We start from the raw sequence: 20,560 nt of genomic DNA on the forward strand, positions 1-20,560 counted from the left end.
GATCCGGATCGCAGCGGCTACCCTTCCTTGGGAACCCAATCAGAAAAGGAGGAATGCAATGCGTCGAATCATCCCGTCCGTTATGCTCTCGGCCGCGCTGCTGCTCGCCAGCCCCTTCGCCTTGGCGGTCAACGTCAACAAGGCCGACGCCGCCGCCATCGCCGAGGAACTCAAGGGGGTCGGCAAGACCAAAGCGGAGGCGATCGTCAAGGAGCGGCAGAAGAACGGGCCGTTCAAGGACGGCAGGGATCTCGCGGCCCGGGTCAAGGGGATCGGACCTGCGACCGTTAAGAAGAACAAGGACAGGCTGCAGTTCTGAGGCTCGGAAGCGAAGGTGGGGGCATCCCCTCACCTTCCCGCCCTCAACGGTCCTCGCCCTCCACCGGCTGCGCGGCGATCCGGCGCGAATAGTCATCGATCCGGCTCTTGAGTTTCTGACCGGCCTTGAAGGTCACCACCCGCCGGGCGCTGACGGGAATTTCCTCCCCCGTCTTGGGATTGCGTCCGGGGCGTTCGTTCTTATCCCGCAGATCGAAGTTGCCGAATCCGGACAGCTTCACCGGTGTCCCCGCCTCCAGCGTCCGCTTGATCTCCTCGAAGAACAGGTCCACCAGCGCCTTGGCTTCCTTGCGGTGCAACCCGATGTCCTCGAACAGTTTCTCGACGATGTCGGCCTTGGTCAGGGTCATGGGGTCAACTCCTCAGTTTGGCGGCGAAACGCTGTCGCAGGGTCTCGACCACCCGGGTCACGGTGCGGTCGACCTCTTCGTCGGTCAGGGTGCATTCCGGATGCTGCAGCACCAGACCGAGGGCGAGACTCTTTTCCCCGGCTTCGAGGCCGGCGCCGCGATAGACATCGAACAGCACCACATCGACCAGCCATTCTCCGGCTGCCTCCCGCACCGCCGCCACCACCGCGCCCGCCGGCACGTCCTCCCCGACGACGACGGCGAGATCCCGGCGCACCGAGGGGAAGCGGGAAAGCGGCCGCAAGGCGGGCACCTTCCTCTCCTCCAGCACCGCCTGGGCCATTTCGAACAGAAACACGTTCGTCTCGATGCCCAGCGTCTCTGCAATCTGCGGATGCAGCATCCCCAACCAGCCGCCCACCTGGCCCGTGGCGGTTTCGATTAGCGCCGCACTTTGGCCGGGATGCAGGGCGGGATGCCGGCGGGCCTCGAAAGCGAAATCCCGCCGCCCGGTGGCCGCCAGCAGGGCCTCCACATCCCCCTTGAGGTCGTAGAAGTCCAGCGGCCGCGTCTTCGCCCCCCACTGCTCCGGCCACACCGGGCCGCAGGCGATTCCCGCCAGCATCTTTTCCTGGCGGATTGTTTCCCCCTCGCGACAGAAGCGCAGACCAGCCTCGAATAGGCGCACCCGGTTCTGCTGGCGGTTGAGGTTGTGACGCAGCGCCTGCAACAAGCCCGTCCACAGGGTGGTACGCATCACCGCCATGTCGGCGGACAAGGGATTGGCCAGAACCACCGGCGCCAGATCCGGGGCCAGCGTTTCCTGCAGGGTGCGATCGACGAAACTGTAGGTGATGGCCTCCCGGTAATCCCGGTCCCCCAGCAGGGCCCGCACCCGTGCGAGCGGCAGCCGCCCTTCGGGAACCGGGCGCAGGGTCATGGGCAGGCGGGGCGCGCGCACCGGCAGGTTCTGGTAACCGGCGATCCGGGCCAGCTCCTCGATCAGATCCGCCTCGATGTTGATGTCGAAGCGACAGCTGGGCGCCGTCACCTGCCATTCATCCTCCGCCACCGACGCGATCTCCATCCCTAGGCGCTGCAGGATCTCCTGCACTTCGGCGGCCTCAAAGTCCCTCCCCAGGAGGCGGGAGATCCGCCGCCGGCGCAGCCGGATCGGAGTCCTCTGCGGCAGATGCTCGGTGGCGAGCGTTTCCACCACCGGCCCCGGCTTGCCGCCGGCGATCTCCATGATCAGCCGAGTGGCGTATTCGATCGCCCGCGGTTGCAGCTGCGGGTCGACCCCCCGTTCGAAACGGTGGGAGGAATCGGTGTGCAGGCCGTGGCGGCGGGCCTTGCCCATGATCGCCTCGGGGGCGAAGAAGGCGCATTCCAGGAAAATGTCGGCACTGCCATCGCTCACGGCCGAATCGCGCCCGCCCATGATACCCGCCAGCGCCAGCGGATACCGGGCGTCGGCGATCACCAGTTCGTCGCCCGTCAGGGTGATTTCCTGATCGTTGAGCAGCGCCAGTTTTTCCCCGGCCCTGGCCTGCCGCACCCGAATGCCGTCCTCGATCCTGGCGGCGTCGAAGGCATGCAGAGGCTGGCCCAGTTCCAGCAGCACGTAGTTGGTGATGTCCACCACCGCCCCCAGGCTGCGCAACCCGCTGCGGCGCAGACGCTCCTGCATCCACATCGGTGTCGGCGCCTGCGGATCGATGCCTTCGATCAGACGGCCCAGGTAACGGGGGCAGGCAGCCTGGACTTCCGCCGCCACCTCGACCGGCAGCACATCCTGGTGCTGCGCCGGCACCGGCTCGACCGCCCGCGGCCGCCAGTCGATGCGGTTGAGCACCGCCACCTCCCGGGAGATGCCCTCGACGCTGAGACAGTCGGCGCGGTTGGGGGTGAGATCCACCTCGATGACCTGGTCGTCGAGCTGCAGCCAGTCCCGCAGGTCTTCGCCCACCGGGGCGTCGGCCGGCAGCGCCCACAAGCCTTCTGCGGCTTCGGCCAACCCCAGCTCCTTGGCCGAACACAGCATGCCGAAGGACTCGACCCCGCGCAGTTTCGATTTGCGGATCTTGAAGCCGCCCGGCAGCACCGCGCCGATGGTCGCCAGCGGCGCCTTCATGCCGGTGCGGACGTTGGGGGCGCCGCAGACGATCTGCAAGGGTTCGCCCCGCCCGATGGAAACCCGGCAGACCTTGAGCCTGTCGGCATCGGGATGTGGCGCGACGGCGACCACCTCGGCGATCACCACGCCGGAGAACGGGGGCGCGGCCGGCTCCACGGCATCCACTTCCAGCCCTGCCATGGTCAGCTGTTCGACCAGGCGTGCGGTATCGACCGGCGGATTGACGTGCTCTCGGAGCCAGGCTTCGCTAAAGCGCATAAAAGGTTGGTCTCAGTGGAATTGTTCGAGGAAACGCAGATCGTTTTCGAAGAACAGGCGCAGGTCGCCGATGCCGTAACGCAGCATCGCCAGGCGCTCGACCCCCAAGCCGAAGGCGAAACCGCTGTAGCGTTCGGTGTCGATGCCGACGGCTGCGAACACCTTGGGATGGATCATGCCGCAGCCCATGACCTCGAGCCAGCCGCTCTGGCCGCAGACCCGGCAGCCTGCGCCGCCGCAGAGGACGCAGCTGATGTCCACTTCGGCGGAGGGCTCGGTGAAAGGGAAATAGGAAGGGCGGAAACGGACCTGGACATCCTGCTCGAAGAACACCCGCAGGAACTGGTCAAGGGTGCCGCGCAGGTCGGCGAAGCTGACGTCCTCGTCCACCAGAAAACCTTCCACCTGGTGGAACATGGGAGTGTGGGTAAGATCGGAATCGCAGCGGTAGACCCGCCCCGGAGCGATGACCCGGAAAGGCGGCCGGCCCGCTTCCATCACCCGGATCTGCACCGGCGAGGTGTGGGTGCGCAGCAGGGTGTGGGCGTCAATGTAGAAGGTGTCGTGCATCGCCCGCGCCGGGTGATGGGGCGGGATGTTGAGGGCCTCGAAGTTGTGGTAGTCGTCCTCGATTTCCGGCCCCTCGGCGACATCGAACCCGGCGCCGGCGAAGATGCGCTCGATCCGCTCCAGGGTTGCGGTCACCGGATGCAGTCCGCCCAGCCCCGGACCCCGCCCCGGCAGGGTGACGTCGAGGGCCTCGCGGGCCAACCGGGCCTCCAGCTCGGCCCGCTGCAGCGCCTGACGGCGTTGCTCCAGCGCCTGCTGGAACCGCTCCCGGGCGGCATTGATGACCCTGCCGGCCGCCGGCCGTTCCTCCGGCGGCAACCGGCCCAGATTCTTCATCTGCTGGGTGAACAGGCCCTTCTTGCCCAGATAGCGGACCCGCACCTGCTCCAGCTGGGACAGGTCTGCGGCCTGCTGCACGGCCGCCAGGGATTCGTCAAGCAGGGATTGCAGCGCCTCGCTCACTGCGCCTCAGGCCTGCGCGGCGGCGACTTTTGCCAGCTCGGCGAAGGCCTCCTTGTCGTTGACCGCCATGTCGGCCAGCACCTTGCGGTCGATGGCGATGTCGGCCTTGTGGAGCCCATTCATGAAGCGGCTGTAGGACAGGCCGTGCTCGCGGGCCGCGGCGTTGATGCGGGTGATCCACAGGGACCGGAACTGGCGCTTGCGCTGCTTGCGGTCGCGATAGGCGTACTGACCGGCCTTGATGACCGCCTGCTTGGCGACCCGGAACACCCGGCTGCGGGCGCCGTAGTAACCTTTGGCCTGTGTGAGGATCTTCTTGTGACGACGACGGGCGATAACTCCGCGCTTGACTCGTGGCATGGCTTCAATCCGCTCCTACGGTTCGGGATGGAGGACTTCGATCAGCTGTAAGGCAACAGCTGCCTGGCTTCGCGCACGTCGGACGGGCTCAGGTAGGCCGGCCGGCGCAGGTGGCGCTTGCGCTTGGTGGATTTCTTGGTCAGGATGTGGCGGCGGTTGGCGTGGTTGCGCTTGAACTTGCCGGAACCGGTCCGGGTGAAGCGCTTGGCCGCGCCACGGTTGGTCTTCAGTTTTGGCATCGTCTGCTCCTTAAAAACGGGATAAACTCAATCACTTCTTTTTCTTCGGCGCCAGCACCATCACCATTTGACGGCCTTCCATCTTGGGATGCTGCTCGACCACCGCGTATTCTTCCAGATCCTTCTCGATCCGCTGCAAAAGCGCCATACCCAGTTCCCGGTGGGCCATCTCGCGGCCGCGGAAACGCACCGTCACCTTGGCCTTGTCGCCGTCTTCCAGGAACCGGATCAGGTTGCGCAGCTTGATCTGGTAATCCCCCTCGCCGGTCCCGGGGCGGAATTTGACTTCCTTGACCTGAATCTGTTTCTGCTTCTTCTTTGCCGCCTGCAGCTTCTTGCTCTGCTCGAAGCGGTACTTGCCGTAATCCATGATCCGGCACACCGGCGGGTCGGCCTGGGGGGCGATCTCCACCAGATCCAGCCCGGCGTCTTCGGCGGCTCGCAAGGCTTCTGCCAGCGACACGACGCCGATCTGCTCGCCATCCGCACCGATCAGGCGGACCTTGGGGGCGCGGATGTCCCGGTTGCGGCGGGGTTCTGTTACTTTGGTAGCGATCAGGCTCTCTCCTCAGCTGGTTGTTGTTTCCTGTTCATCCACGACGACGCCCTTGGCCGCCACCTGCGCCTGAAGCCAGGCGGCCACATCGGTCAGATTCATGGCGCCCAGATCCTTGCCCTGCTGGGTGCGGACGGTCACCTGGCGGGCGGCCATTTCCTTGTCGCCGACGATCAGAAGATAGGGCACCCGGCGCATGGAGTGCTCGCGGATTTTATAGCCGATCTTCTCGTTTCTCAAGTCCGATTCGATCCGAAAACCTTGAGCGCTCAGGAATTTTTCCACCTCCAGGGCATATTCGCGCTGGTTGTCGGTGATGTTGAGCACCACCGCCTGCACCGGCGCCAGCCACAGGGGCAGCAGCCCGGCGTAGTGCTCGATGAGGATGCCGATGAAGCGCTCCAGCGACCCCAGGATGGCGCGGTGCAGCATCACCGGCGTCTGCCGCGAGCCGTCCTCGGCCACGTAGCTGGCTCCCAGGCGTCCCGGCATGGAGAAGTCCACCTGGATGGTGCCGAGCTGCCAGACCCGACCCAGGCAGTCCTTGAGGGCGAACTCGATCTTGGGACCGTAGAAAGCCCCTTCCCCCGGTTGCAGCTCCCAGTCCAGTCCCTTGCGGTTGAGGGCTTCCTCCAGCGCCTGTTCCGCCTTGTCCCAGATCTCGTCGCTGCCGACCCGGTTCTCCGGGCGGGTGGACAGCTTGACCAGAACCTCATCGAAACCGAAGTCGCGATAGACCTCGAACAACAGGTCGATGAACCGGGACACCTCGTCCTGGATCTGCGCCTCGGTGCAGAAGATATGGGCATCGTCCTGGGTGAAGGCGCGCACCCGCATCAGCCCGTGCAGGGTGCCGGAAGGCTCGTTGCGGTGGCAGGAACCGAACTCCGCCATGCGCAGCGGCAGGTCGCGGTAGCTCTTCAGGCCCTGGTTGTAGATCTGCACGTGGCACGGGCAGTTCATGGGCTTGATGGCGTAGTCGCGGTTCTCCGAGTGGGTGGTGAAGATCATGTCGCCGAACTTGTCCCAGTGCCCCGACTTCTCCCACAGGGAGCGGTCCACCACCATCGGCGTCTTCACCTCCTGATAGCCGTTCCGGCGCAGCTTGGCGCGGATGTACTGCTCGATGGCCTGATAGATGCGCCAGCCCTTGTCGTGCCAGAACACCATCCCCGGCGCCTCTTCCTGGATGTGGAACAGGTCGAGCTGCTTGCCGAGGCGGCGGTGGTCGCGCTTCTGGGCTTCCTCCAGACGGCGCAGGTAATCCTTGAGCTGTTTCTTGTCGGCCCAGGCGGTGCCATAGACGCGCTGCAGCATTTCGTTGCGGGCGTCGCCGCGCCAGTAGGCCCCGGCCACCCGGATCAGCTTGAAGGCCTTGAGCTTGCCGGTGTCGGGCACGTGGGGACCGCGGCATAGGTCGGTAAAATCCCCCTGGGAATAGAGGGAGATGACCTCCCCTTCGGGGATCTCCTCGATGATCCGGGCCTTGTATTCCTCCCCTTGGCGGCGGAAGAACTCGATCGCCTCCTCCCGCGGAACCTCCCGGCGCTCGACCGGCAGGGCGGCCTTGGCCAGCTCCTGCATCTTCTTTTCGATCTTGTCCAGGTCTTCCGGGGTGAAGGGGCGCTCGTAGGCGAAGTCGTAGTAGAAGCCGTCCTCGATGACCGGCCCGATGGTGACCTGGGCCTCGGGGTACAGTTCCTTGACCGCCTGGGCAAGAAGATGGGCGGTGGAATGGCGCACCACCTCCAGCCCCTCTTCCTCGCGGGGGGTGATGATCTGCACCTGGGCGTCGTGGTCGATGACGTGGCTGAGATCGACCAGGCGACCGTCCACCTTGCCGGCCACGGCGGCCTTGGCCAGGCCCGGACCGATGGCCTCGGCCACTTCCCTGACCGTCACCGGATGGTCGAAAGCCAGTTGTTTTCCGTCGGGCAGCGTAATCGTCGGCATGGCCGTGTCACCACACAAAAAATAAAAGCATCGCCGGGCGATGCTTCTTGTTCGAGAAACTGGTAGGCGCGATTGGATTCGAACCAACGACCCCCACCATGTCAAGGTGGTGCTCTAACCAACTGAGCTACGCGCCTAAAGAGATTTGCAATTATGAATCAAAAGCTCAGGTTTGTAAACCCCAAGTTTTCAGCGTTTGCGGTGCCAGGGACGGGGGCGGGCGACAGGCCGCAGCAGCGAGCCGCCGATGCACAGCACCAGCAGCAGCAACGACCCCTCCAGAGCCAGAAAGGTTCCCACCTTCAGCCAGGCGAAGGCCGGATGGACGAAACGCACCAGCCAGCCGGCGGCCTCGTTGGCGACGGCGCTGAAAAACGCGGTGGCCCCCAGGCCGATCTTCAGCCACACCGGCAATTCCGTCATGAGCAGCAGATGCACCAGGGTCATGGCCAGCATCCCCTGGGCGAAGAGGTGGAAGTGGCTCACCTCCAGCAGGCTCTGATAGGAACGGGGCGGGCGGAATTCGGCCTCGTTGCCCAGATAGTAGTCCACCACCGAGGCCGGACTCAGGTCCATGTGGTTGAAGTACATCAACGCGGCGCTGACGGCGAACAGCACCAGATATCCCAGAAACAGCAGGATGCAGGTATAGAGCAAGGCCTTGCGGTAGTGCTCGCCGCTGACGAAGAAGCGCATCACCCCCCCTCCCCGGCGATCGCCACCCGGTACAGCGCCAGCACCTTGCGCACGCTGTCCAGCGCCGCCCGGGAACTCAAGGTGGCCCCGCTGATACCGTCTATCCCGGCGCCGAGACGCAGCTCATCCAGGGGAACGTCCCGCAGCCGGGCGAACCAGCGCTGCGGCGGTTGGTATTCCGGCGGCTCGTGAAAGGCCAACACCTCGACCTGTTTCAGTTCTCCGTTTGCATCCAGCACGATGAGCAGCGTTTCCGGCTTGGTGCGCACGGTATGGGTTTCGATGGCGGCATAGCCGACGATCCGGCCATCGCGCCTGCCCACATACAAGGTGTACAGACTCGATTCCAGCTTGACCCACGCCAGGCGTTCGATCGCCCGGCGCTGCGCCTCGGTCAGAAACAGGGTTTTCATTTCGACCGCGGCCTCCTTGCCGAAGGCCAGATCCATTGCTTCCTGCTTGCTGTAATAGACCCGGGCCGGGCTGGCAGCCGAGAAGACTGCCAGCGCCAGGCCCAGCCAAAGCGTGACGATACGCTGCATAAAACGCCTCAGAAAATGAAGCCCAGTCCCAGATTGAGCTCGTCCGCCACCTCGCCCTGATCGGCATCGATATTGCGGTAGTCGGCCTTGATGACCACATTGGGAATCGGCTTGTAGTTTACCCCGATCTGCCACAACCGGCGGTCGAGATTGCCGTTCCGGGTGAAACCGCCGGCGACCTCCGCCTGGGTGTCCCAGCGCTCGTAGCGGAAGAACGGCGCCAGGTACTGGGTCGACTGGGGCCGGATCCAGGGCATGATGTCGTAACCGGCTTCCGCATACCAGCCGAACTGCTCGCGGCCGACCGCCTCTCCCACCGCCCGGCTGACCTTGCCGGCATCGCCGATGTGGCTCCAGGCGCCCAGCGCCCGCATTTCCAGGCCGCGGTATTTCCATTGCAGGTGGCCCTCGTAGAGCTGGGTCAGCACCGCAGCGCTGCCGATCTCATCCTGGCCGGAATGGCCGATATAGGCCGAGCCGCCCACGGTCAGGCCGGTCAGCTGCGGCACCTGATAATCGATCCGCCCCACCCAGGCCAGATTTTCCGCCTTGGCCTTGCTCGCCCCCTGGCGGCCGCCGCGAATCCCCCGGGCGGAGAATCCCGTGGCGTCCAGGCCGTTGACCACATAGGTGGTATAACTCAGCCCCGGCAGGATTTCCCCGAACAGCCCCAGCCCCACCTCGCGCCAGGTGGAGGGAATGATGCGCTGCTCCACCTCCGGGCGGTTGTTGCCGAAGTAGAACGGCGGCTCGTGGATCGGGTTGAGGAAGCCCATGGGCATCAGCACCATCCCGGCCCGGACGTTGGCACGGGGATCGAGGAAGAAATCGAGGGCGGCGAACTCCACCGAAACCTCGCCCTTCTTGCCGGTGGAGGCGTGCTCGAACTCCAGCTCGCTGTTGAACAGGAGCCAGTCGTTGAACTTGTAGCCGGTGTAAAGCACCAGGCGGACGAAATCGGCGTTGTCCTTGTTGCCGTTCTGGTCGCCGGTGAAAATCTGGTAGCGCCCTTCGCCGTAGCCGCCGATCGACAGCCCGCGGCCCACCTGATAGACCTTCGAGGCCGCCGGCCCCAGGCCGTACATGCTCTTGTACTTGGGCTCCTCCGGAATCACCAGCAGGGTGCGCATCTTTTCCAGCTCCTGGGCCAGGATGCCGGTTTCCCGCTTGAGCTCCTTGACCGCCTCGGGCGCAACCTTCGCCTCGACCTTTTCCTTTTCTTTCTCTTCCAGCTTGGCCTTGAGGGCTTCGATCTCCTTTTGTTGTTTCTGGACGATTTCCCACAACGCCTCAGGCGACGGCATGGGTGCCGCCGGTGCCGTCCCCGCCAGAGCCAGGGTCAGGGCGGCTGTGACCGGGCATGATGTTTTCTTCATCGCGAACCTCCCTTATCCATTGTCATAAATAAAGCGAGCGCTGATTTTAATCTAAATGATAATGGTTATCAAATTCATTAGAGGCTCGAGAGGCTGGACATCGGTCAGGCAAAGCGCGGCAACAAGGCCTTCAGATGGCAGCGGGCGTCATGCAGATGCTCCCGCCAATGGAGGACGTAACCGGTGTGCCACAGCTGCACCGCGGGCAGGGGATCGGCGGGGTCATCCCGGTACAGCACCAGTCCCCGGTCGAGCTCGAAGTAAATATCGGTCAAGTCGTCGGCCAGGCTGCCGCTATGATCGTCAGGATCGGCGGCATCGTCGCCGGGCAGAGGGTATCCGTCCCAGTCGCCGAGGAAATCCTTGAGGCGGCAGAACATGGCGAAACGAAAATCCAGATCGGGTAAGATGAAAAACTGGCACGCCAATTCCAACCGCAGCCGGCTCATCTCGGCGTCGATCTCCTCCAGCTGCGCCCCGATGGTCTGCAGCCAGGGCAGGCGCTGATAATCTTCCATGTGATCAACGGTCCGGCAAAAGGCGCCAACCACGCCCACGAGCTTGGTATAATCGTTATCCACTGTTTCGGCATCCGCCTTTAAAGCGCGATCTCAATCCAAGTGTAGACGATCCCGTCAGGATCCCCAGGTTGAAACCCACCGTTCTCGCCATTTCCGGCCACGACCCCACCGGCGGCGCCGGCATCCAGGCCGACATCGAGGCCATCGCCAGCCAGGGCTGTCACCCCGCCACCCTCGTCACCTGCCTCACCGCCCAGGACACCCGGAACGTCTACCGCCTCTATCCCCAATCTCCCACCGCCCTGGCGGAACAATGGCAGCATCTGACCGCCGACATCCACTTCGACGCGGTCAAGATCGGGCTGCTGGGCTCGGCGGAGATCGCCGCCTTGGTGGCCGACAGGCTGCGGGGGGCGCCCGCCGTGACCGTGCTCGACCCCATCCTCAAGGCCGGCGGCGGTTCGGAACTGGCCGACGAGGCGCTGATCGACGTCCTGCTGGGCGAGCTTGTCCCGCTGGCCACGGTGCTGACGCCCAATCTCGACGAGGCCCGGCGCCTGACCGGCGAAACCCTGCCCTCACGCTGCGCCGAGGCCCTGCTGGCACGGGGCTGTCAGGCGGTGCTGATCACCGGGGGCGACGAACCCACGCCGTTGATCTACAACACCCTGTATCTTCCCGGCAGCCACAAGACCTTCACCTGGGAGAAGCTGCCCGCCAGCGCCCACGGTTCCGGCTGCACTCTGGCCGCCGCCCTGGCCGCCCTGCTGGCGCGGGGGCTGGAACTGGAAGAAGCGGCCCGCAAGGCCCAGCAATACACCTGGAACGCGATCAAATACGGCTTCCGCCTGGGTCAGGGACAGCCGATTCCCGAGCGTCTGTTCTGGAGCTGAGCATGCCCCTCCCCTTCCCGACCACCGGCCTCTACGCCATCACCCCCGCCCCTGACGACGATTTCGACCGCTGGCTGGAACGCATCGAGGCGGCGCTGCAGGGCGGCGCCCGCGTCCTCCAGCTGCGGGACAAACAGGCCCGCCTGACACCCGCCCAGGCGACCGCCGTGGCGGCGCTGTGCCGCGAATACGCGATTCCGCTGATCGTCAACGACGACGTGGAGCTGGCGCTGAGAATCCGCGCCGACGGCGTCCACTTGGGACGCCACGACGCCTCCCTGGAACACGCCCGCGAACGCCTGGGGAAAGGCGCTATCGTCGGCGTCTCCTGCTATGCGGCGCTGGAACGGGCCCGTCGGGCCGAGGCCGCCGGGGCCACCTACGTCGCCTTCGGCGCCTTCTTTCCCTCGGCCTCCAAACCGGAGGCCACCCCTGCGCCTTTGGATTTGCTGGCGCGCGCCCGCAGCCGACTGCGCCTGCCCATCGTCACCATCGGCGGAATCACGCCGGACAACGCCCGGCAGCTTATCGAAGCCGGCGCCGACCTGGTCGCCGTCATCGGCGCCCTGTTCTCCGCGGCCGACCCCCGGACCGCGGCACAGGCGTTCAACCGGCTCTGGCCCACGGCATGAGGCAACACTGGAGCCGGCGGCGCTGGCTGCAACTGCTGTTGCTGGGAGGTCTGGGAAGATTGCGGCTGGGACGGAGCGCCGCGACCCCGCTGCCTCCTGCCGTTTACGAGCTGACTTCCGGCGAGGAGACCAAATTCCATTACGGCGTCGGTCTGTCCCTGCCGCGCCGGGCCGAATCGCGCCAGGCGGTGCCGGTCAGCGTCGACTGCCGGCTGCGGGAAACCGATCTGATCGCCCTGTTCGTCACCCCTTCTCCCACGCCGCTGGCCGCCCGCTTCCTCCTTTCCCCCCAGACCCGCCCGCAGGTACGCACCCATCTGCGCCTGTACCAAGACAGCGAGATCATCGCCGTCGTCCGCGCCCGCGGACGCTATTTCCACCAAAGCGCCAAGATCAACGTTTCCCAGGGCTGTCGCTGATGCGCATCGAACACCGCAGCCTGCGGCACCGCGACGGCAGCGTGGAAATCCGGCTGTATTTTCCCGAGCACGCGGCCTGGACCAGCCGCGATCAACCACCGGCCCGGCACCTGGCCTATGTGGCGCTGCTGGCGGAGGGAAAGCTGCTGGTGGAAAGCCATCTGGGACCGGCCGTCGCACCGGAACCCTTCTTCAACTTCCGCTTCGATGGGGTCGAGCCCGACAGCCGCCTGCGGATCGAATGGCGCAACAACCGGGGCGAAGGGGGTGAGACGGAGATCGAGCTGCCCTGAGCTTCAGACCTACCCGCTTTCTTCCTCTTCCACCTGCCAGAGCTTTTCCAGCTGGTAGAACGCGCGGGTTTCCGGCAGCATCACATGGACGATGACGTCTCCCAGGTCCACCAGCACCCAGTCGCGCGAATGCTCCCCCTCCACGCCGAGGGGCTTGATGCGGTGCTCGGCCAACTTTTCCACCACGTTGTCGGCCAGGGCGTGAACGTGACGATCGGAGGTGCCGGAGGCCACCACCATGTAGTCGCTCACCGAGGTTTTGCCGCGTACGTCCAGCACGGTGACGTCGCGGGCCTTGAGGTCGTCGAGGGCGTCTAGCACCCAGTCGAGAACAGGATCGTCGGGGTTCATGCAAGCTCCGTCGAAGTGGATTCAAGCAACCTTAAAACCGTATCCGGCAACAGATAACGGGGGCTTTTGCCTTCCTGCAGACAGCGGCGGATGAAGGTGCCGGAAATCTCCAGCCGGGTCACCCGCAGGAAATGGATTCGACCGCCAGGAGCGCGCCGCAATTCCCCCGGGTCGTCACAGCAGCGCCGCCGGACCTCCGGCGCCAGCGGTGCCGGCCAGTCGGGACGGTAGCCCGGCCGGTCCATGACCAGCAGATGGGCGCGTTGCGGGATCTCCTGCCAGCGGTGCCAGCCCGGCAGCCCCAGGAAGGCGTCCAGCCCCAGGATCAGAACCAGCGGCACATCCCCCAGCTCCGCCCGCAGCGAGTCCAGGGTGTCGATCATGTAGGAGGGGCCGGGACGTTCCAGCTCCCGGGTGTCGAGCACGAACCCGGGCGGGGCGTCGGCCAGGACCGCTTCCAGAAACCGGCGCCGCTCCGCGGCGGAAAACCGCGGCGGGCGGCGATGGGGCGGCTGGCGGCAGGGAACGAAGCGGACCTGATCCAGCCCCAGAGCTTCCTGCACTTCCAGGGCGGTGCGCAGATGACCGTAGTGGACCGGATCGAAGGTGCCGCCGTAGATCCCGATCATTCAGGTGCGGATCTGGCCGTCGCCGAGCACGACAAACTTCTGCGTCGTCAGCCCCTCCAACCCCACCGGACCGCGGGCGTGCAGCTTGTCGGTGCTGATGCCGATCTCCGCCCCCAGGCCGTATTCGAAGCCGTCGGCGAAGCGGGTGGAGGCGTTGACCATCACCGAACTGGAATCCACCTCGCGCAGGAAGCGGCGGGCGCGGCTGTAGTCCTCGGTGACGATGGCGTCGGTATGCCCGGAGCCGTAGCGGTTGATGTGGTCGATGGCCTGATCCAGACCGTCCACCACCCGGATGGCGAGAATCGGCGCCAGATATTCGGCGCGCCAGTCGTCCTCGGTGGCGGGGCGGCAGTCGATGATTTCCCGGGTGCACGCACAGCCGCGCAGCTCCACCCCATGGCGGGCGTATTCCTCGGCCAGGCGCGGCAGCAGTTCGGCTGCGACCGCCTCGTGCACCAGCAGCGTCTCCATGGCGTTGCAGACCCCGTAGCGCTGGGTCTTGGCGTTGACGGCGATGCGGACGGCCTTGTCGGCATCGGCGCGCTCGTCGAGATAGACGTGGCAGACCCCGTCCAGGTGCTTGATGACCGGGATGCGCGACTCGGCGACGATACGCTCGATCAGGCCCTTGCCGCCGCGGGGGACGATGACGTCCACGTACCGGTCCAGCTGCAGCAGTTCCCCCACCGCCGCGCGGTCGGTGGTTTCCACCACCTGCACCGCCGTCTGCGGCAGGCCGGCGGTTTCCAGACCGGTGCGGATGCAGGCCGCCAGGGCCTGATTGGAGTGGATCGCCTCGCTGCCGCCGCGGAGGATGCAGGCGTTGCCCGCCTTCAGGCACAGGCCGGCGGCATCGACGGTGACGTTGGGGCGGGACTCGTAGATGATGCCGATCACCCCCAGCGGCACCCGCATCCGGCCCACCTGGATGCCGGAGGGACGGTACTTGAGGTCGCTGATCTCCCCGACCGGATCGGGTAGGGCGGCGATCTGGCGCAGGCCCTCGGCCATGGCGGCGATGCGGGCGTCGGTCAGGGTCAGACGGTCGAGCAGCGCCTCGCTCAGGCCGCGTTCGCGCCCGGCGATCAGATCGCGCTGGTTTTCCATCTGGATGCGCTCGCGGCCGGCCTCGATGGCCTCGGCCATCGCCAGCAGGGCGTCGTTCTTGGCCCCGGTGGCGGCCCGGGCCACGGCGGTGGATGCCTCGCGGGCCTGGCGGCCCACGGTCTGCATGTAGGCGTGGATGTCGTCGATGGTCATGGCTCACTCGCTTCGCTGGTCATCATGGGAATCTCACCGCTGGCCAGGGTCAGGCACAGAGCGCGCAGCCCTTCCCAGGGATCGCCCGCCGCCTGACCCTTGATGCAGGCGTCGATCCGGGCCGCCAGCCGCAGCGCCCGGTGCAGCAACGCCGGCGCCAGGCGCTGGCAGGCCGCCTCCAGCCGCGGCCGGCGCCGGGCCCATATCCCCAGGCGCCGGCAGCTTTCGGCCACCGGCAGGCCCCGGCGGCGGTCGTCCTGCAAGGCCAGCAGGGTGCGGATTTCACGGGTGACCGACCATAATACCACGGCGGGGACCGTCCCTTCCGCCCGCAAAGTGCTCAGGATGCGGTCACAGCGTCCCGGCTGGCCGGCCAGCCAGGCTTCCGTCAGGTCGAAGACGTCGAAACGGGCGCTGTCGGCGACCATCCGCGCCAGGTCTTCGGCCCCGATGGCGGTTTCGCCGCAGAGGACATGAAGCTTGTCGATCTCCTGGGCCGCCGCCAGCAGGTTGCCCTCGGTGCGCAGGGCCAGCAGCTGCAGGGCGTCGCCGCTCAAGCGCAGGCCGCAGGCATTGGCGCGGCGCTGGAGCCAGGCCAAAAGATCGCGGCCGTGCAGGGTGCGGGTCTGCACCGCCAGGCCGATCCTTTCCAGCTTCTGGAACCATTTGGCCCGTAGCGCCGCCGGCGGGGCGTTTTCCAACACCAGCAGCAGGATCGTGTCCGGCGGCGGGGCGTCGCCGTAGCGCCCCAGCACCCGGGCGCCCTCCTGGCCCACCTTGCCCTCCGGAACGCGCACGTCGAGCAGGCGGCTGCTGGCGAACAGGGACAGCGCCTCGGTTTCGGCCGCCAGGTCGTTCCAGTCGAATCCCGGCAGGACGCTGAAGACCCGGCGCTCCCCGATACCGTGCCGGCGGCAGGCGCGGCGGATGGCGTCGGCGGCTTCGGTCAGCTGCAGCGGCTCGTCGCCGTAGAGCAGATAGACCGGCGCCAGTTCTTGCTTCAGCCGGGAAGCCAGCTGGGGATAGTCAATCCGCATGTTCCAGGGCGCGCTGCAGGCGCCGCAGCAGGGTCCGGGCCGCCTCGCGGCGCATCTCCTCGCGGATCAGGCTTTCCTCCTCGGCCTTGCCGATGGCCTGCAGTTGGGTATTGAGATAGATGCGCCGCAGGGTGATGCTCTGAAGCGGCAGCAGCGGCTTGCCGTCCGCCGTGCGGGCCTCGAAGCGGACCTGATAGATCAGCTCGAATTCGATGGCCTTGCCGTGTTCGTCCAGGGACACCACCTGGCGGCGCTGGTCGATGCCGTGGATGATCACCACGCTGCCGGCCTGGGCCGGATCGCCCGTCAGCCGTCCTCCCGCCAGATCCAGCAACATGGCCAGATCGCGGGCGAAGGGATCATCAAGGCCGATTCCCTGCAGGGCGACGACCCGTTTGTCCGGCGGCAGCTCGACCGCCCCGCGCAGGTGGAAACCACACCCCGTCAACAGCAGGGCAATGAGCAACGGCATGAGACGCATCACGGTGCAATATCCCACTTCATGGACAAAACCGTATAATACCCGCTTTTAATCGACAGGCCAGCGACCGTGAGCCACCCGCAAACCTTCCAGGAACTGATCCTCGCCCTCCAGGACTACTGGGGCCGCCAGGGCTGCGCCATCCTCCAGCCCATGGACATGGAGGTGGGCGCCGGCACCTTCCATCCCGGCACCTTCCTGCGCGCCATCGGCCCCGAGCCCTGGCGCACCGCCTACGTCCAGCCCTCGCGCCGCCCCACCGACGGCCGTTATGGCGAGAACCCCAACCGGCTGCAGCACTATTACCAGTTCCAGGTGCTGCTCAAGCCCTCGCCGCTGGAAATCCAGGACCTGTATCTCCGCTCCCTGGAGGAATTGGGCTTCGATCTTCTGGAGCACGACGTCCGCTTCGTCGAGGACAACTGGGAGTCTCCCACCCTCGGGGCCTGGGGTCTGGGCTGGGAGGTGTGGCTCGACGGCATGGAGATCACCCAGTTTACCTACTTCCAGCAGGTGGGCGGGCTCGACTGCCGTCCCGTGTCCGGCGAGATCACCTACGGCCTGGAACGCATCGCCATGGTGCTGCAAGCGGTCGAAAGCGTCTTCGATCTGGTCTGGGCCAGAAACGGCGACCAGGTCATCACCTACGGCGATGTGTTCCACCAGAACGAGGTGGAGATGTCGGCCTACAACTTCGAATACGCCGACGTGGATTTCCTGCTGCGCGCCTTCGACCATTACGAGGCCGAATGCAAGAAATTGCTGCAAGCCGAACTCCCCCTGCCGGCCTACGACCAGGTCCTCAAGGCTTCCCACACCTTCAACCTGCTTGACGCCCGTCACGCCCTGTCGGTGACCGAACGCCAGCGCTACATCCTGCGGGTGCGGGAACTGGCCCGCGGGGTCGCCCACGCCTATTACGAGCGCCGCAAAGCGCTGGGGTTCCCCATGTTGCGGGGGGAAACGGCATGATGCCGGTCCCGGAGCGGGGGTCGGGTACGGGTTTTCGGGGACGCAGTGAATCCTTCCCTGGAGGCTTGAACGCGGCCGTACAGGCCGCGTACACCCCGAAAACCCGTACCCGACCCCCTTCATGTGCATGACCCTAAGACACCATCTTTGAGGATTGGTATGAACACCCGCGACCTGCTGTTCGAACTGGGCACCGAGGAGCTGCCGCCCAAGGCCCTGCATCGCCTGATGACCGCCCTGCGCGACGAAACCGCTTCCCGTCTGGAACAGGCCGATCTCGCCTTCGCCACCATCGACGCCTACGCCGCCCCCCGCCGTCTGGCCCTGCTGGTCCACGACCTGACCGAACGCCAGCCGGACAAGACCGTCGAACGCCGCGGCCCGGCCCTCAAGGCCGCCTTCGACGCTGACGGCAAACCGACTCCGGCAGCGCTGGGCTTCGCCAAAAGCTGCGGCGTCGCCGTCAAGGACCTGGAGACTTTGGAAAACGACAAGGGCGCCTGGCTGCTGTGCCGCATCCATCAGCCCGGCAGGGCGGCGGCGGAACTGGCCCCCGACATCCTGCGCCAGGCCCTGGCCGCCCTCCCCATCCCCAAGCGCATGCGCTGGGGAGCCGGCGAGGCCGAGTTCGTGCGTCCGGTTCACTGGGCGGTACTGCTGTTCGGCGAGACCGTGATCGAAACGGAGATGCTCGGCGTCACCACCGGCAACGCCACCCGCGGTCACCGCTTCCACTGCCCGCGCCCGCTGACCGTGACCCAGCCGGATCATTACCCCCAGCTGTTGCTCGGCGAAGGCCGGGTGATCGCCGATTTCGGGGAACGCCGCGAGCACATCCGCCAGCAGGCGGAAAAGCTGGCCCGGGAACACGGCGGCCGCGCCCACATCGACGCCGACCTGCTCGACGAAGTCACCGCCCTGGTGGAATGGCCGGTGGGACTGGTGGGCACATTCGAGGAGCGCTTCCTCGAACTGCCCAAGGAAGTGCTGGTCACGGTGATGCAGTCGCACCAGAAATACTTTCCGGTGCTGGACCCAAGCGGCGCCCTGCTGCCCAGGTTCGTCACTTTCGCCAATCTCGACAGCAAAAACCCGGACACGGTCCGGGCTGGCAACGAGCGCGTCATCCGCCCGCGCCTGAGCGACGCCGAGTTTTTCTGGAACCAGGACCTGAAGATTCCCCTGGAACGGCACCTGGACAAGCTCGCCGGCATCATCTTCCAGAAGCGTCTTGGCACCCTGCTGGACAAGACCCGGCGGCTGGAGAAGCTGTCCGAATGGCTCGCCCCCCACGTGGGCGCCGATCCCGCCAGGGCCCGCCGCGCCGCCCGGCTGGCCAAGACCGACCTGGTCACCGACATGGTGGGGGAATTCCCGGAGCTGCAGGGCATCATGGGCCGCTATTACGCCCAGGCCCAAGGGGAAGACCCGGAAGTCGCCGCCGCTCTGGAGGAACAGTACCTGCCCCGCTTTGCCGGCGACCGGCTGCCCAAGACCCCGGCCGGACGCACCCTGGCGCTGGCGGACAAGCTCGACACCCTGGTGGGCATCTTCAGCATCGGCCAGGTGCCGACCGGCGCCAAGGACCCTTACGCCCTGCGCCGCGCCGCCCTCGGCATCATCCGCATCATCATCGAAGGCGGGCTGGAACTGGATTTGAAGCAGATACTCAGCGAGGCGGCCAATCTCCACAGCCACGATTTCGATCCTGACGCCACCACCGCCCAGGTGTTCGACTTCATCCTCGAGCGCCTGCGCGGCTATCTGGCCGAGCGCGGTTTCCGCCCCGACGCGTTCGAGGCCGTGGCCGCGGTGGCGCCGGCCGGTCTGCTCGATTTCCTGCGCCGCATCGAGGCGGTCCACGCCTTCCGCCGGCTGCCGGAGGCCGAAGCCCTGGCCGCCGCCAACAAGCGCATCCGCAACATTCTGCGCCAGGCGCAGCTGCCGCTGGACCAGGCGGGCGAACCGGATCCCGCCCGCTTCGACAGCCAGGCCGAGCACGCTCTCTACCGGGAACTGCTGGCTGCCCGCACCGACGTCGAGCCGCTGCTGGCCAAACACGACTACACCGCCGCCCTCAAACGTCTGGCCCAGCTCCGCGATACGGTCGATGCCTTTTATGACCAGGTGATGGTGATGGTAGAGGACACTCAGGTGCGCCGCAACCGCCTCGATCTTTTGGCCCAGGTGGCGCGCCTGTTCCTGCGGATCGCCGACATCTCGAGGCTGCAGGGATGAGAAAAGGCCCCACGCCCCTCATTCTCCTGCGTTCGGCCCTGTTCCTGCTGGTCCAGACCACCATCACCGTGGTGCTGACCCCCATCGTCCTCGCCGTCTCGGCCCTGCCCCGCTACGAATACCGCTACCACCTGGCACGGTTCTGGGCCAACTCGATCCTCACCGCCCTGCGCTGGATCTGCGGCATCGACTGGGACATCCGGGGCCTGGAGAACATCCCGCGGCGCAACGGCATCGTCCTCAGCAAGCATCAGTCCGCCTGGGAAACCCTGATGCTGTTCCTGCTGTTTCCCAAGGCGGTCTTCGTCCTCAAACAGGAACTTCTGAAGATTCCCTTCTTCGGCTGGTGCCTGGCCCGCTACCACCACATCGCCATAGACCGCAGCAAGCCGAAAAAGGCGATGGTGGCGCTGATGAAACAGGGACTGCAACGCCTTGAGGAAGGCCACTGGATCATCATCTTCCCCGAGGGCACCCGCGTCGCCCCCGGCGAGCGGCGCCGCTACGCCGGCTCCGGCGGGGTGCTGGCGGCCCGCGCCAAGGTACCCGTGGTGCCCGTGGCCCACAACGCCGGCGAATATTGGCCCCGCAACAGCTTCGTCAAGTATCCCGGCACCATCACCCTGGTCATCGGCCCGGTGCTGGACGGGGCCGAACTGCCGGCCGATGAGATCAACCGAAGGGCCGAGACATGGATCGAGGCGACGATGGCCAAGATCAGCCGCCCATGAGGCGCCTCCACTGCAAAGCCTGCTCTATATGACACTGACCCCCGTCCTCTTCGTCGGCGGTTAGTTTCTCCTGTGCCGCCTTAACCCTGTCAATTTGCTGCCCCGGGCTAGGGATCTGCCCGTCCCCTCCCCCGGAAGTGATAGCGGATAAGTACCCCCATCCGGCAGACCGTCTTGCCAGACCGAAACATCACCGTCCTGCCCACCGATACTTCCCGGGGCGCGATCAGAAGACGGTGTAGAATCAAGGCGCATGCCCACC

24 protein-coding genes and 1 tRNA gene are annotated in these 20,560 nt (G+C 66.0%); 8 read left to right on the forward strand and 17 right to left on the reverse strand.

From position 1 onward, the window contains the following. Nucleotides 1–58 precede the first annotated feature (58 nt). Entirely contained in the window at nt 59–319 is a 261-nt protein-coding gene (locus tag MCIT9_RS11845) for a ComEA family DNA-binding protein (RefSeq protein ID WP_317705085.1), read from the forward strand. 43 nt (nt 320–362) lie between these two features. Here the strand turns inward: MCIT9_RS11845 and MCIT9_RS11850 are convergent, their stop codons facing one another. From MCIT9_RS11850 to MCIT9_RS11905, 12 genes are all read right to left on the reverse strand, one after another. Then, a complete protein-coding gene (locus MCIT9_RS11850) occupies nt 363–689 on the reverse strand; it encodes an integration host factor subunit alpha (RefSeq protein WP_317705086.1) in 327 nt (108 codons plus the stop codon). 4 nt (nt 690–693) lie between these two features. Further along, the gene (pheT, locus tag MCIT9_RS11855) at nt 694–3,084 is read right to left on the reverse strand and encodes a phenylalanine--tRNA ligase subunit beta (RefSeq protein ID WP_317705087.1); all 2,391 of its coding nucleotides are present in this window, start codon (nt 3,082–3,084) and stop codon (nt 694–696) included. A gap of 12 nt (nt 3,085–3,096) precedes the next feature. Then, nucleotides 3,097–4,104 (reverse strand): phenylalanine--tRNA ligase subunit alpha, encoded by a 1,008-nt coding sequence (gene pheS, locus MCIT9_RS11860; RefSeq protein WP_422880211.1) that lies wholly within the window; start codon nt 4,102–4,104, stop codon nt 3,097–3,099. An 18-nt stretch (nt 4,105–4,122) separates the two neighbouring features. Then, nucleotides 4,123–4,476 carry a 50S ribosomal protein L20 gene (gene rplT / locus MCIT9_RS11865; RefSeq protein ID WP_317705089.1) on the reverse strand — a complete coding sequence of 118 codons (354 nt, stop codon included), beginning with the start codon at nt 4,474–4,476 and terminating at the stop codon, nt 4,123–4,125. A gap of 41 nt (nt 4,477–4,517) precedes the next feature. Continuing rightward, the gene (gene rpmI, locus MCIT9_RS11870) at nt 4,518–4,715 is read right to left on the reverse strand and encodes a 50S ribosomal protein L35 (protein ID WP_317705090.1); all 198 of its coding nucleotides are present in this window, start codon (nt 4,713–4,715) and stop codon (nt 4,518–4,520) included. Between the two features lie 31 nt (nt 4,716–4,746). After that, complete coding sequence (infC, locus tag MCIT9_RS11875; RefSeq protein WP_422880212.1) at nt 4,747–5,274, reverse strand: translation initiation factor IF-3; 528 nt, start codon at nt 5,272–5,274, stop codon at nt 4,747–4,749. A 9-nt stretch (nt 5,275–5,283) separates the two neighbouring features. Beyond that, nucleotides 5,284–7,224 carry a threonine--tRNA ligase gene (thrS, locus tag MCIT9_RS11880; protein WP_317705091.1) on the reverse strand — a complete coding sequence of 647 codons (1,941 nt, stop codon included), beginning with the start codon at nt 7,222–7,224 and terminating at the stop codon, nt 5,284–5,286. A 60-nt stretch (nt 7,225–7,284) separates the two neighbouring features. After that, a tRNA-Val gene (locus MCIT9_RS11885) sits at nt 7,285–7,361 on the reverse strand. Between the two features lie 52 nt (nt 7,362–7,413). Beyond that, nucleotides 7,414–7,920, reverse strand: a complete 507-nt coding sequence (locus MCIT9_RS11890) for a hypothetical protein (RefSeq protein WP_317705092.1) — start codon at nt 7,918–7,920, stop codon at nt 7,414–7,416. Then, nucleotides 7,920–8,462 carry an FMN-binding protein gene (locus tag MCIT9_RS11895; RefSeq protein WP_317705093.1) on the reverse strand — a complete coding sequence of 181 codons (543 nt, stop codon included), beginning with the start codon at nt 8,460–8,462 and terminating at the stop codon, nt 7,920–7,922. Before MCIT9_RS11895 ends, MCIT9_RS11890 begins: the two co-directional genes overlap by 1 nt. Nucleotides 8,463–8,470: 8 nt before the next feature. Beyond that, a complete protein-coding gene (locus tag MCIT9_RS11900) occupies nt 8,471–9,838 on the reverse strand; it encodes a hypothetical protein (RefSeq protein WP_317705094.1) in 1,368 nt (455 codons plus the stop codon). 104 nt (nt 9,839–9,942) lie between these two features. Then, nucleotides 9,943–10,419, reverse strand: a complete 477-nt coding sequence (locus tag MCIT9_RS11905; protein ID WP_317705095.1) for a DUF5063 domain-containing protein — start codon at nt 10,417–10,419, stop codon at nt 9,943–9,945. 68 nt (nt 10,420–10,487) lie between these two features. On the opposite strand from MCIT9_RS11905, the gene thiD reads away from it, so the two are divergent. Genes thiD through MCIT9_RS11925 form a run of 4 tightly spaced genes read left to right on the forward strand, consistent with a single transcriptional unit; the run spans nt 10,488 to nt 12,596 of the window. Continuing rightward, complete coding sequence (thiD, locus tag MCIT9_RS11910; RefSeq protein ID WP_317705096.1) at nt 10,488–11,252, forward strand: bifunctional hydroxymethylpyrimidine kinase/phosphomethylpyrimidine kinase; 765 nt, start codon at nt 10,488–10,490, stop codon at nt 11,250–11,252. A gap of 2 nt (nt 11,253–11,254) precedes the next feature. Beyond that, entirely contained in the window at nt 11,255–11,884 is a 630-nt protein-coding gene (gene thiE / locus MCIT9_RS11915) for a thiamine phosphate synthase (RefSeq protein WP_317705097.1), read from the forward strand. Then, nucleotides 11,881–12,303: a thiosulfate oxidation carrier protein SoxY gene (locus MCIT9_RS11920; RefSeq protein WP_317705098.1), complete on the forward strand. Its 423-nt coding sequence runs from the start codon at nt 11,881–11,883 to the stop codon at nt 12,301–12,303. Before thiE ends, MCIT9_RS11920 begins: the two co-directional genes overlap by 4 nt. After that, on the forward strand, nt 12,303–12,596 hold the full coding sequence (locus MCIT9_RS11925; protein ID WP_317705099.1) for a thiosulfate oxidation carrier complex protein SoxZ: 294 nt from the start codon (nt 12,303–12,305) through the stop codon (nt 12,594–12,596). Before MCIT9_RS11920 ends, MCIT9_RS11925 begins: the two co-directional genes overlap by 1 nt. Nucleotides 12,597–12,605: 9 nt before the next feature. Here the strand turns inward: MCIT9_RS11925 and rsfS are convergent, their stop codons facing one another. From rsfS to MCIT9_RS11950, 5 genes are read right to left on the reverse strand one after another with little or no spacing between them, the layout of a single operon-like run. Further along, entirely contained in the window at nt 12,606–12,947 is a 342-nt protein-coding gene (gene rsfS / locus MCIT9_RS11930) for a ribosome silencing factor (RefSeq protein ID WP_317705100.1), read from the reverse strand. Then, a complete protein-coding gene (nadD, locus tag MCIT9_RS11935) occupies nt 12,944–13,576 on the reverse strand; it encodes a nicotinate-nucleotide adenylyltransferase (protein ID WP_317705101.1) in 633 nt (210 codons plus the stop codon). Before nadD ends, rsfS begins: the two co-directional genes overlap by 4 nt. Then, nucleotides 13,577–14,839, reverse strand: coding sequence for a glutamate-5-semialdehyde dehydrogenase (locus tag MCIT9_RS11940; RefSeq protein WP_317705102.1), 1,263 nt, complete (start codon nt 14,837–14,839; stop codon nt 13,577–13,579). It abuts the gene before it with no gap. Next, nucleotides 14,836–15,876: a DNA polymerase III subunit delta gene (holA, locus tag MCIT9_RS11945; protein ID WP_317705103.1), complete on the reverse strand. Its 1,041-nt coding sequence runs from the start codon at nt 15,874–15,876 to the stop codon at nt 14,836–14,838. The genes MCIT9_RS11940 and holA overlap by 4 nt, the downstream gene beginning before the upstream one ends. After that, nucleotides 15,866–16,348, reverse strand: coding sequence for an LPS-assembly lipoprotein LptE (locus tag MCIT9_RS11950; protein ID WP_317705104.1), 483 nt, complete (start codon nt 16,346–16,348; stop codon nt 15,866–15,868). Before MCIT9_RS11950 ends, holA begins: the two co-directional genes overlap by 11 nt. 78 nt (nt 16,349–16,426) lie before the next feature. Here MCIT9_RS11950 and glyQ point away from each other — a divergent pair, with 78 nt between their 5' ends. From glyQ to MCIT9_RS11965, 3 genes are all read left to right on the forward strand, one after another. Continuing rightward, nucleotides 16,427–17,329 carry a glycine--tRNA ligase subunit alpha gene (gene glyQ / locus MCIT9_RS11955; RefSeq protein WP_317705105.1) on the forward strand — a complete coding sequence of 301 codons (903 nt, stop codon included), beginning with the start codon at nt 16,427–16,429 and terminating at the stop codon, nt 17,327–17,329. Nucleotides 17,330–17,488: 159 nt separating this feature from the next. After that, nucleotides 17,489–19,567, forward strand: coding sequence for a glycine--tRNA ligase subunit beta (gene glyS, locus MCIT9_RS11960; RefSeq protein WP_317705106.1), 2,079 nt, complete (start codon nt 17,489–17,491; stop codon nt 19,565–19,567). After that, nucleotides 19,564–20,298 carry a lysophospholipid acyltransferase family protein gene (locus MCIT9_RS11965; protein WP_317705107.1) on the forward strand — a complete coding sequence of 245 codons (735 nt, stop codon included), beginning with the start codon at nt 19,564–19,566 and terminating at the stop codon, nt 20,296–20,298. The genes glyS and MCIT9_RS11965 overlap by 4 nt, the downstream gene beginning before the upstream one ends. The last annotated feature ends 262 nt before the right edge of the window (nt 20,299–20,560 follow it).

The organism is Methylomarinovum caldicuralii (assembly GCF_033126985.1).
Taxonomy (GTDB): domain Bacteria; phylum Pseudomonadota; class Gammaproteobacteria; order Methylococcales; family Methylothermaceae; genus Methylohalobius; species Methylohalobius caldicuralii.

What these genes read in the sequence shown, in the direction of transcription:
- MCIT9_RS11845 (WP_317705085.1), top strand. Translation starts at nt 59, where the DNA reads ATGCGTCGAATCATCCCGTCCGTTATGCTCTCGGCCGCGCTGCTGCTC.
- MCIT9_RS11850 (WP_317705086.1), bottom strand. Translation starts at nt 689, where the DNA reads ATGACCCTGACCAAGGCCGACATCGTCGAGAAACTGTTCGAGGACATC.
- pheT (WP_317705087.1), bottom strand. Translation starts at nt 3,084, where the DNA reads ATGCGCTTTAGCGAAGCCTGGCTCCGAGAGCACGTCAATCCGCCGGTC.
- rplT (WP_317705089.1), bottom strand. Translation starts at nt 4,476, where the DNA reads ATGCCACGAGTCAAGCGCGGAGTTATCGCCCGTCGTCGTCACAAGAAG.
- rpmI (WP_317705090.1), bottom strand. Translation starts at nt 4,715, where the DNA reads ATGCCAAAACTGAAGACCAACCGTGGCGCGGCCAAGCGCTTCACCCGG.
- thrS (WP_317705091.1), bottom strand. Translation starts at nt 7,224, where the DNA reads ATGCCGACGATTACGCTGCCCGACGGAAAACAACTGGCTTTCGACCAT.
- MCIT9_RS11890 (WP_317705092.1), bottom strand. Translation starts at nt 7,920, where the DNA reads ATGCGCTTCTTCGTCAGCGGCGAGCACTACCGCAAGGCCTTGCTCTAT.
- MCIT9_RS11895 (WP_317705093.1), bottom strand. Translation starts at nt 8,462, where the DNA reads ATGCAGCGTATCGTCACGCTTTGGCTGGGCCTGGCGCTGGCAGTCTTC.
- MCIT9_RS11900 (WP_317705094.1), bottom strand. Translation starts at nt 9,838, where the DNA reads ATGAAGAAAACATCATGCCCGGTCACAGCCGCCCTGACCCTGGCTCTG.
- thiE (WP_317705097.1), top strand. Translation starts at nt 11,255, where the DNA reads ATGCCCCTCCCCTTCCCGACCACCGGCCTCTACGCCATCACCCCCGCC.
- MCIT9_RS11920 (WP_317705098.1), top strand. Translation starts at nt 11,881, where the DNA reads ATGAGGCAACACTGGAGCCGGCGGCGCTGGCTGCAACTGCTGTTGCTG.
- MCIT9_RS11925 (WP_317705099.1), top strand. Translation starts at nt 12,303, where the DNA reads ATGCGCATCGAACACCGCAGCCTGCGGCACCGCGACGGCAGCGTGGAA.
- rsfS (WP_317705100.1), bottom strand. Translation starts at nt 12,947, where the DNA reads ATGAACCCCGACGATCCTGTTCTCGACTGGGTGCTAGACGCCCTCGAC.
- nadD (WP_317705101.1), bottom strand. Translation starts at nt 13,576, where the DNA reads ATGATCGGGATCTACGGCGGCACCTTCGATCCGGTCCACTACGGTCAT.
- MCIT9_RS11940 (WP_317705102.1), bottom strand. Translation starts at nt 14,839, where the DNA reads ATGACCATCGACGACATCCACGCCTACATGCAGACCGTGGGCCGCCAG.
- holA (WP_317705103.1), bottom strand. Translation starts at nt 15,876, where the DNA reads ATGCGGATTGACTATCCCCAGCTGGCTTCCCGGCTGAAGCAAGAACTG.
- MCIT9_RS11950 (WP_317705104.1), bottom strand. Translation starts at nt 16,348, where the DNA reads ATGCCGTTGCTCATTGCCCTGCTGTTGACGGGGTGTGGTTTCCACCTG.
- glyS (WP_317705106.1), top strand. Translation starts at nt 17,489, where the DNA reads ATGAACACCCGCGACCTGCTGTTCGAACTGGGCACCGAGGAGCTGCCG.
- MCIT9_RS11965 (WP_317705107.1), top strand. Translation starts at nt 19,564, where the DNA reads ATGAGAAAAGGCCCCACGCCCCTCATTCTCCTGCGTTCGGCCCTGTTC.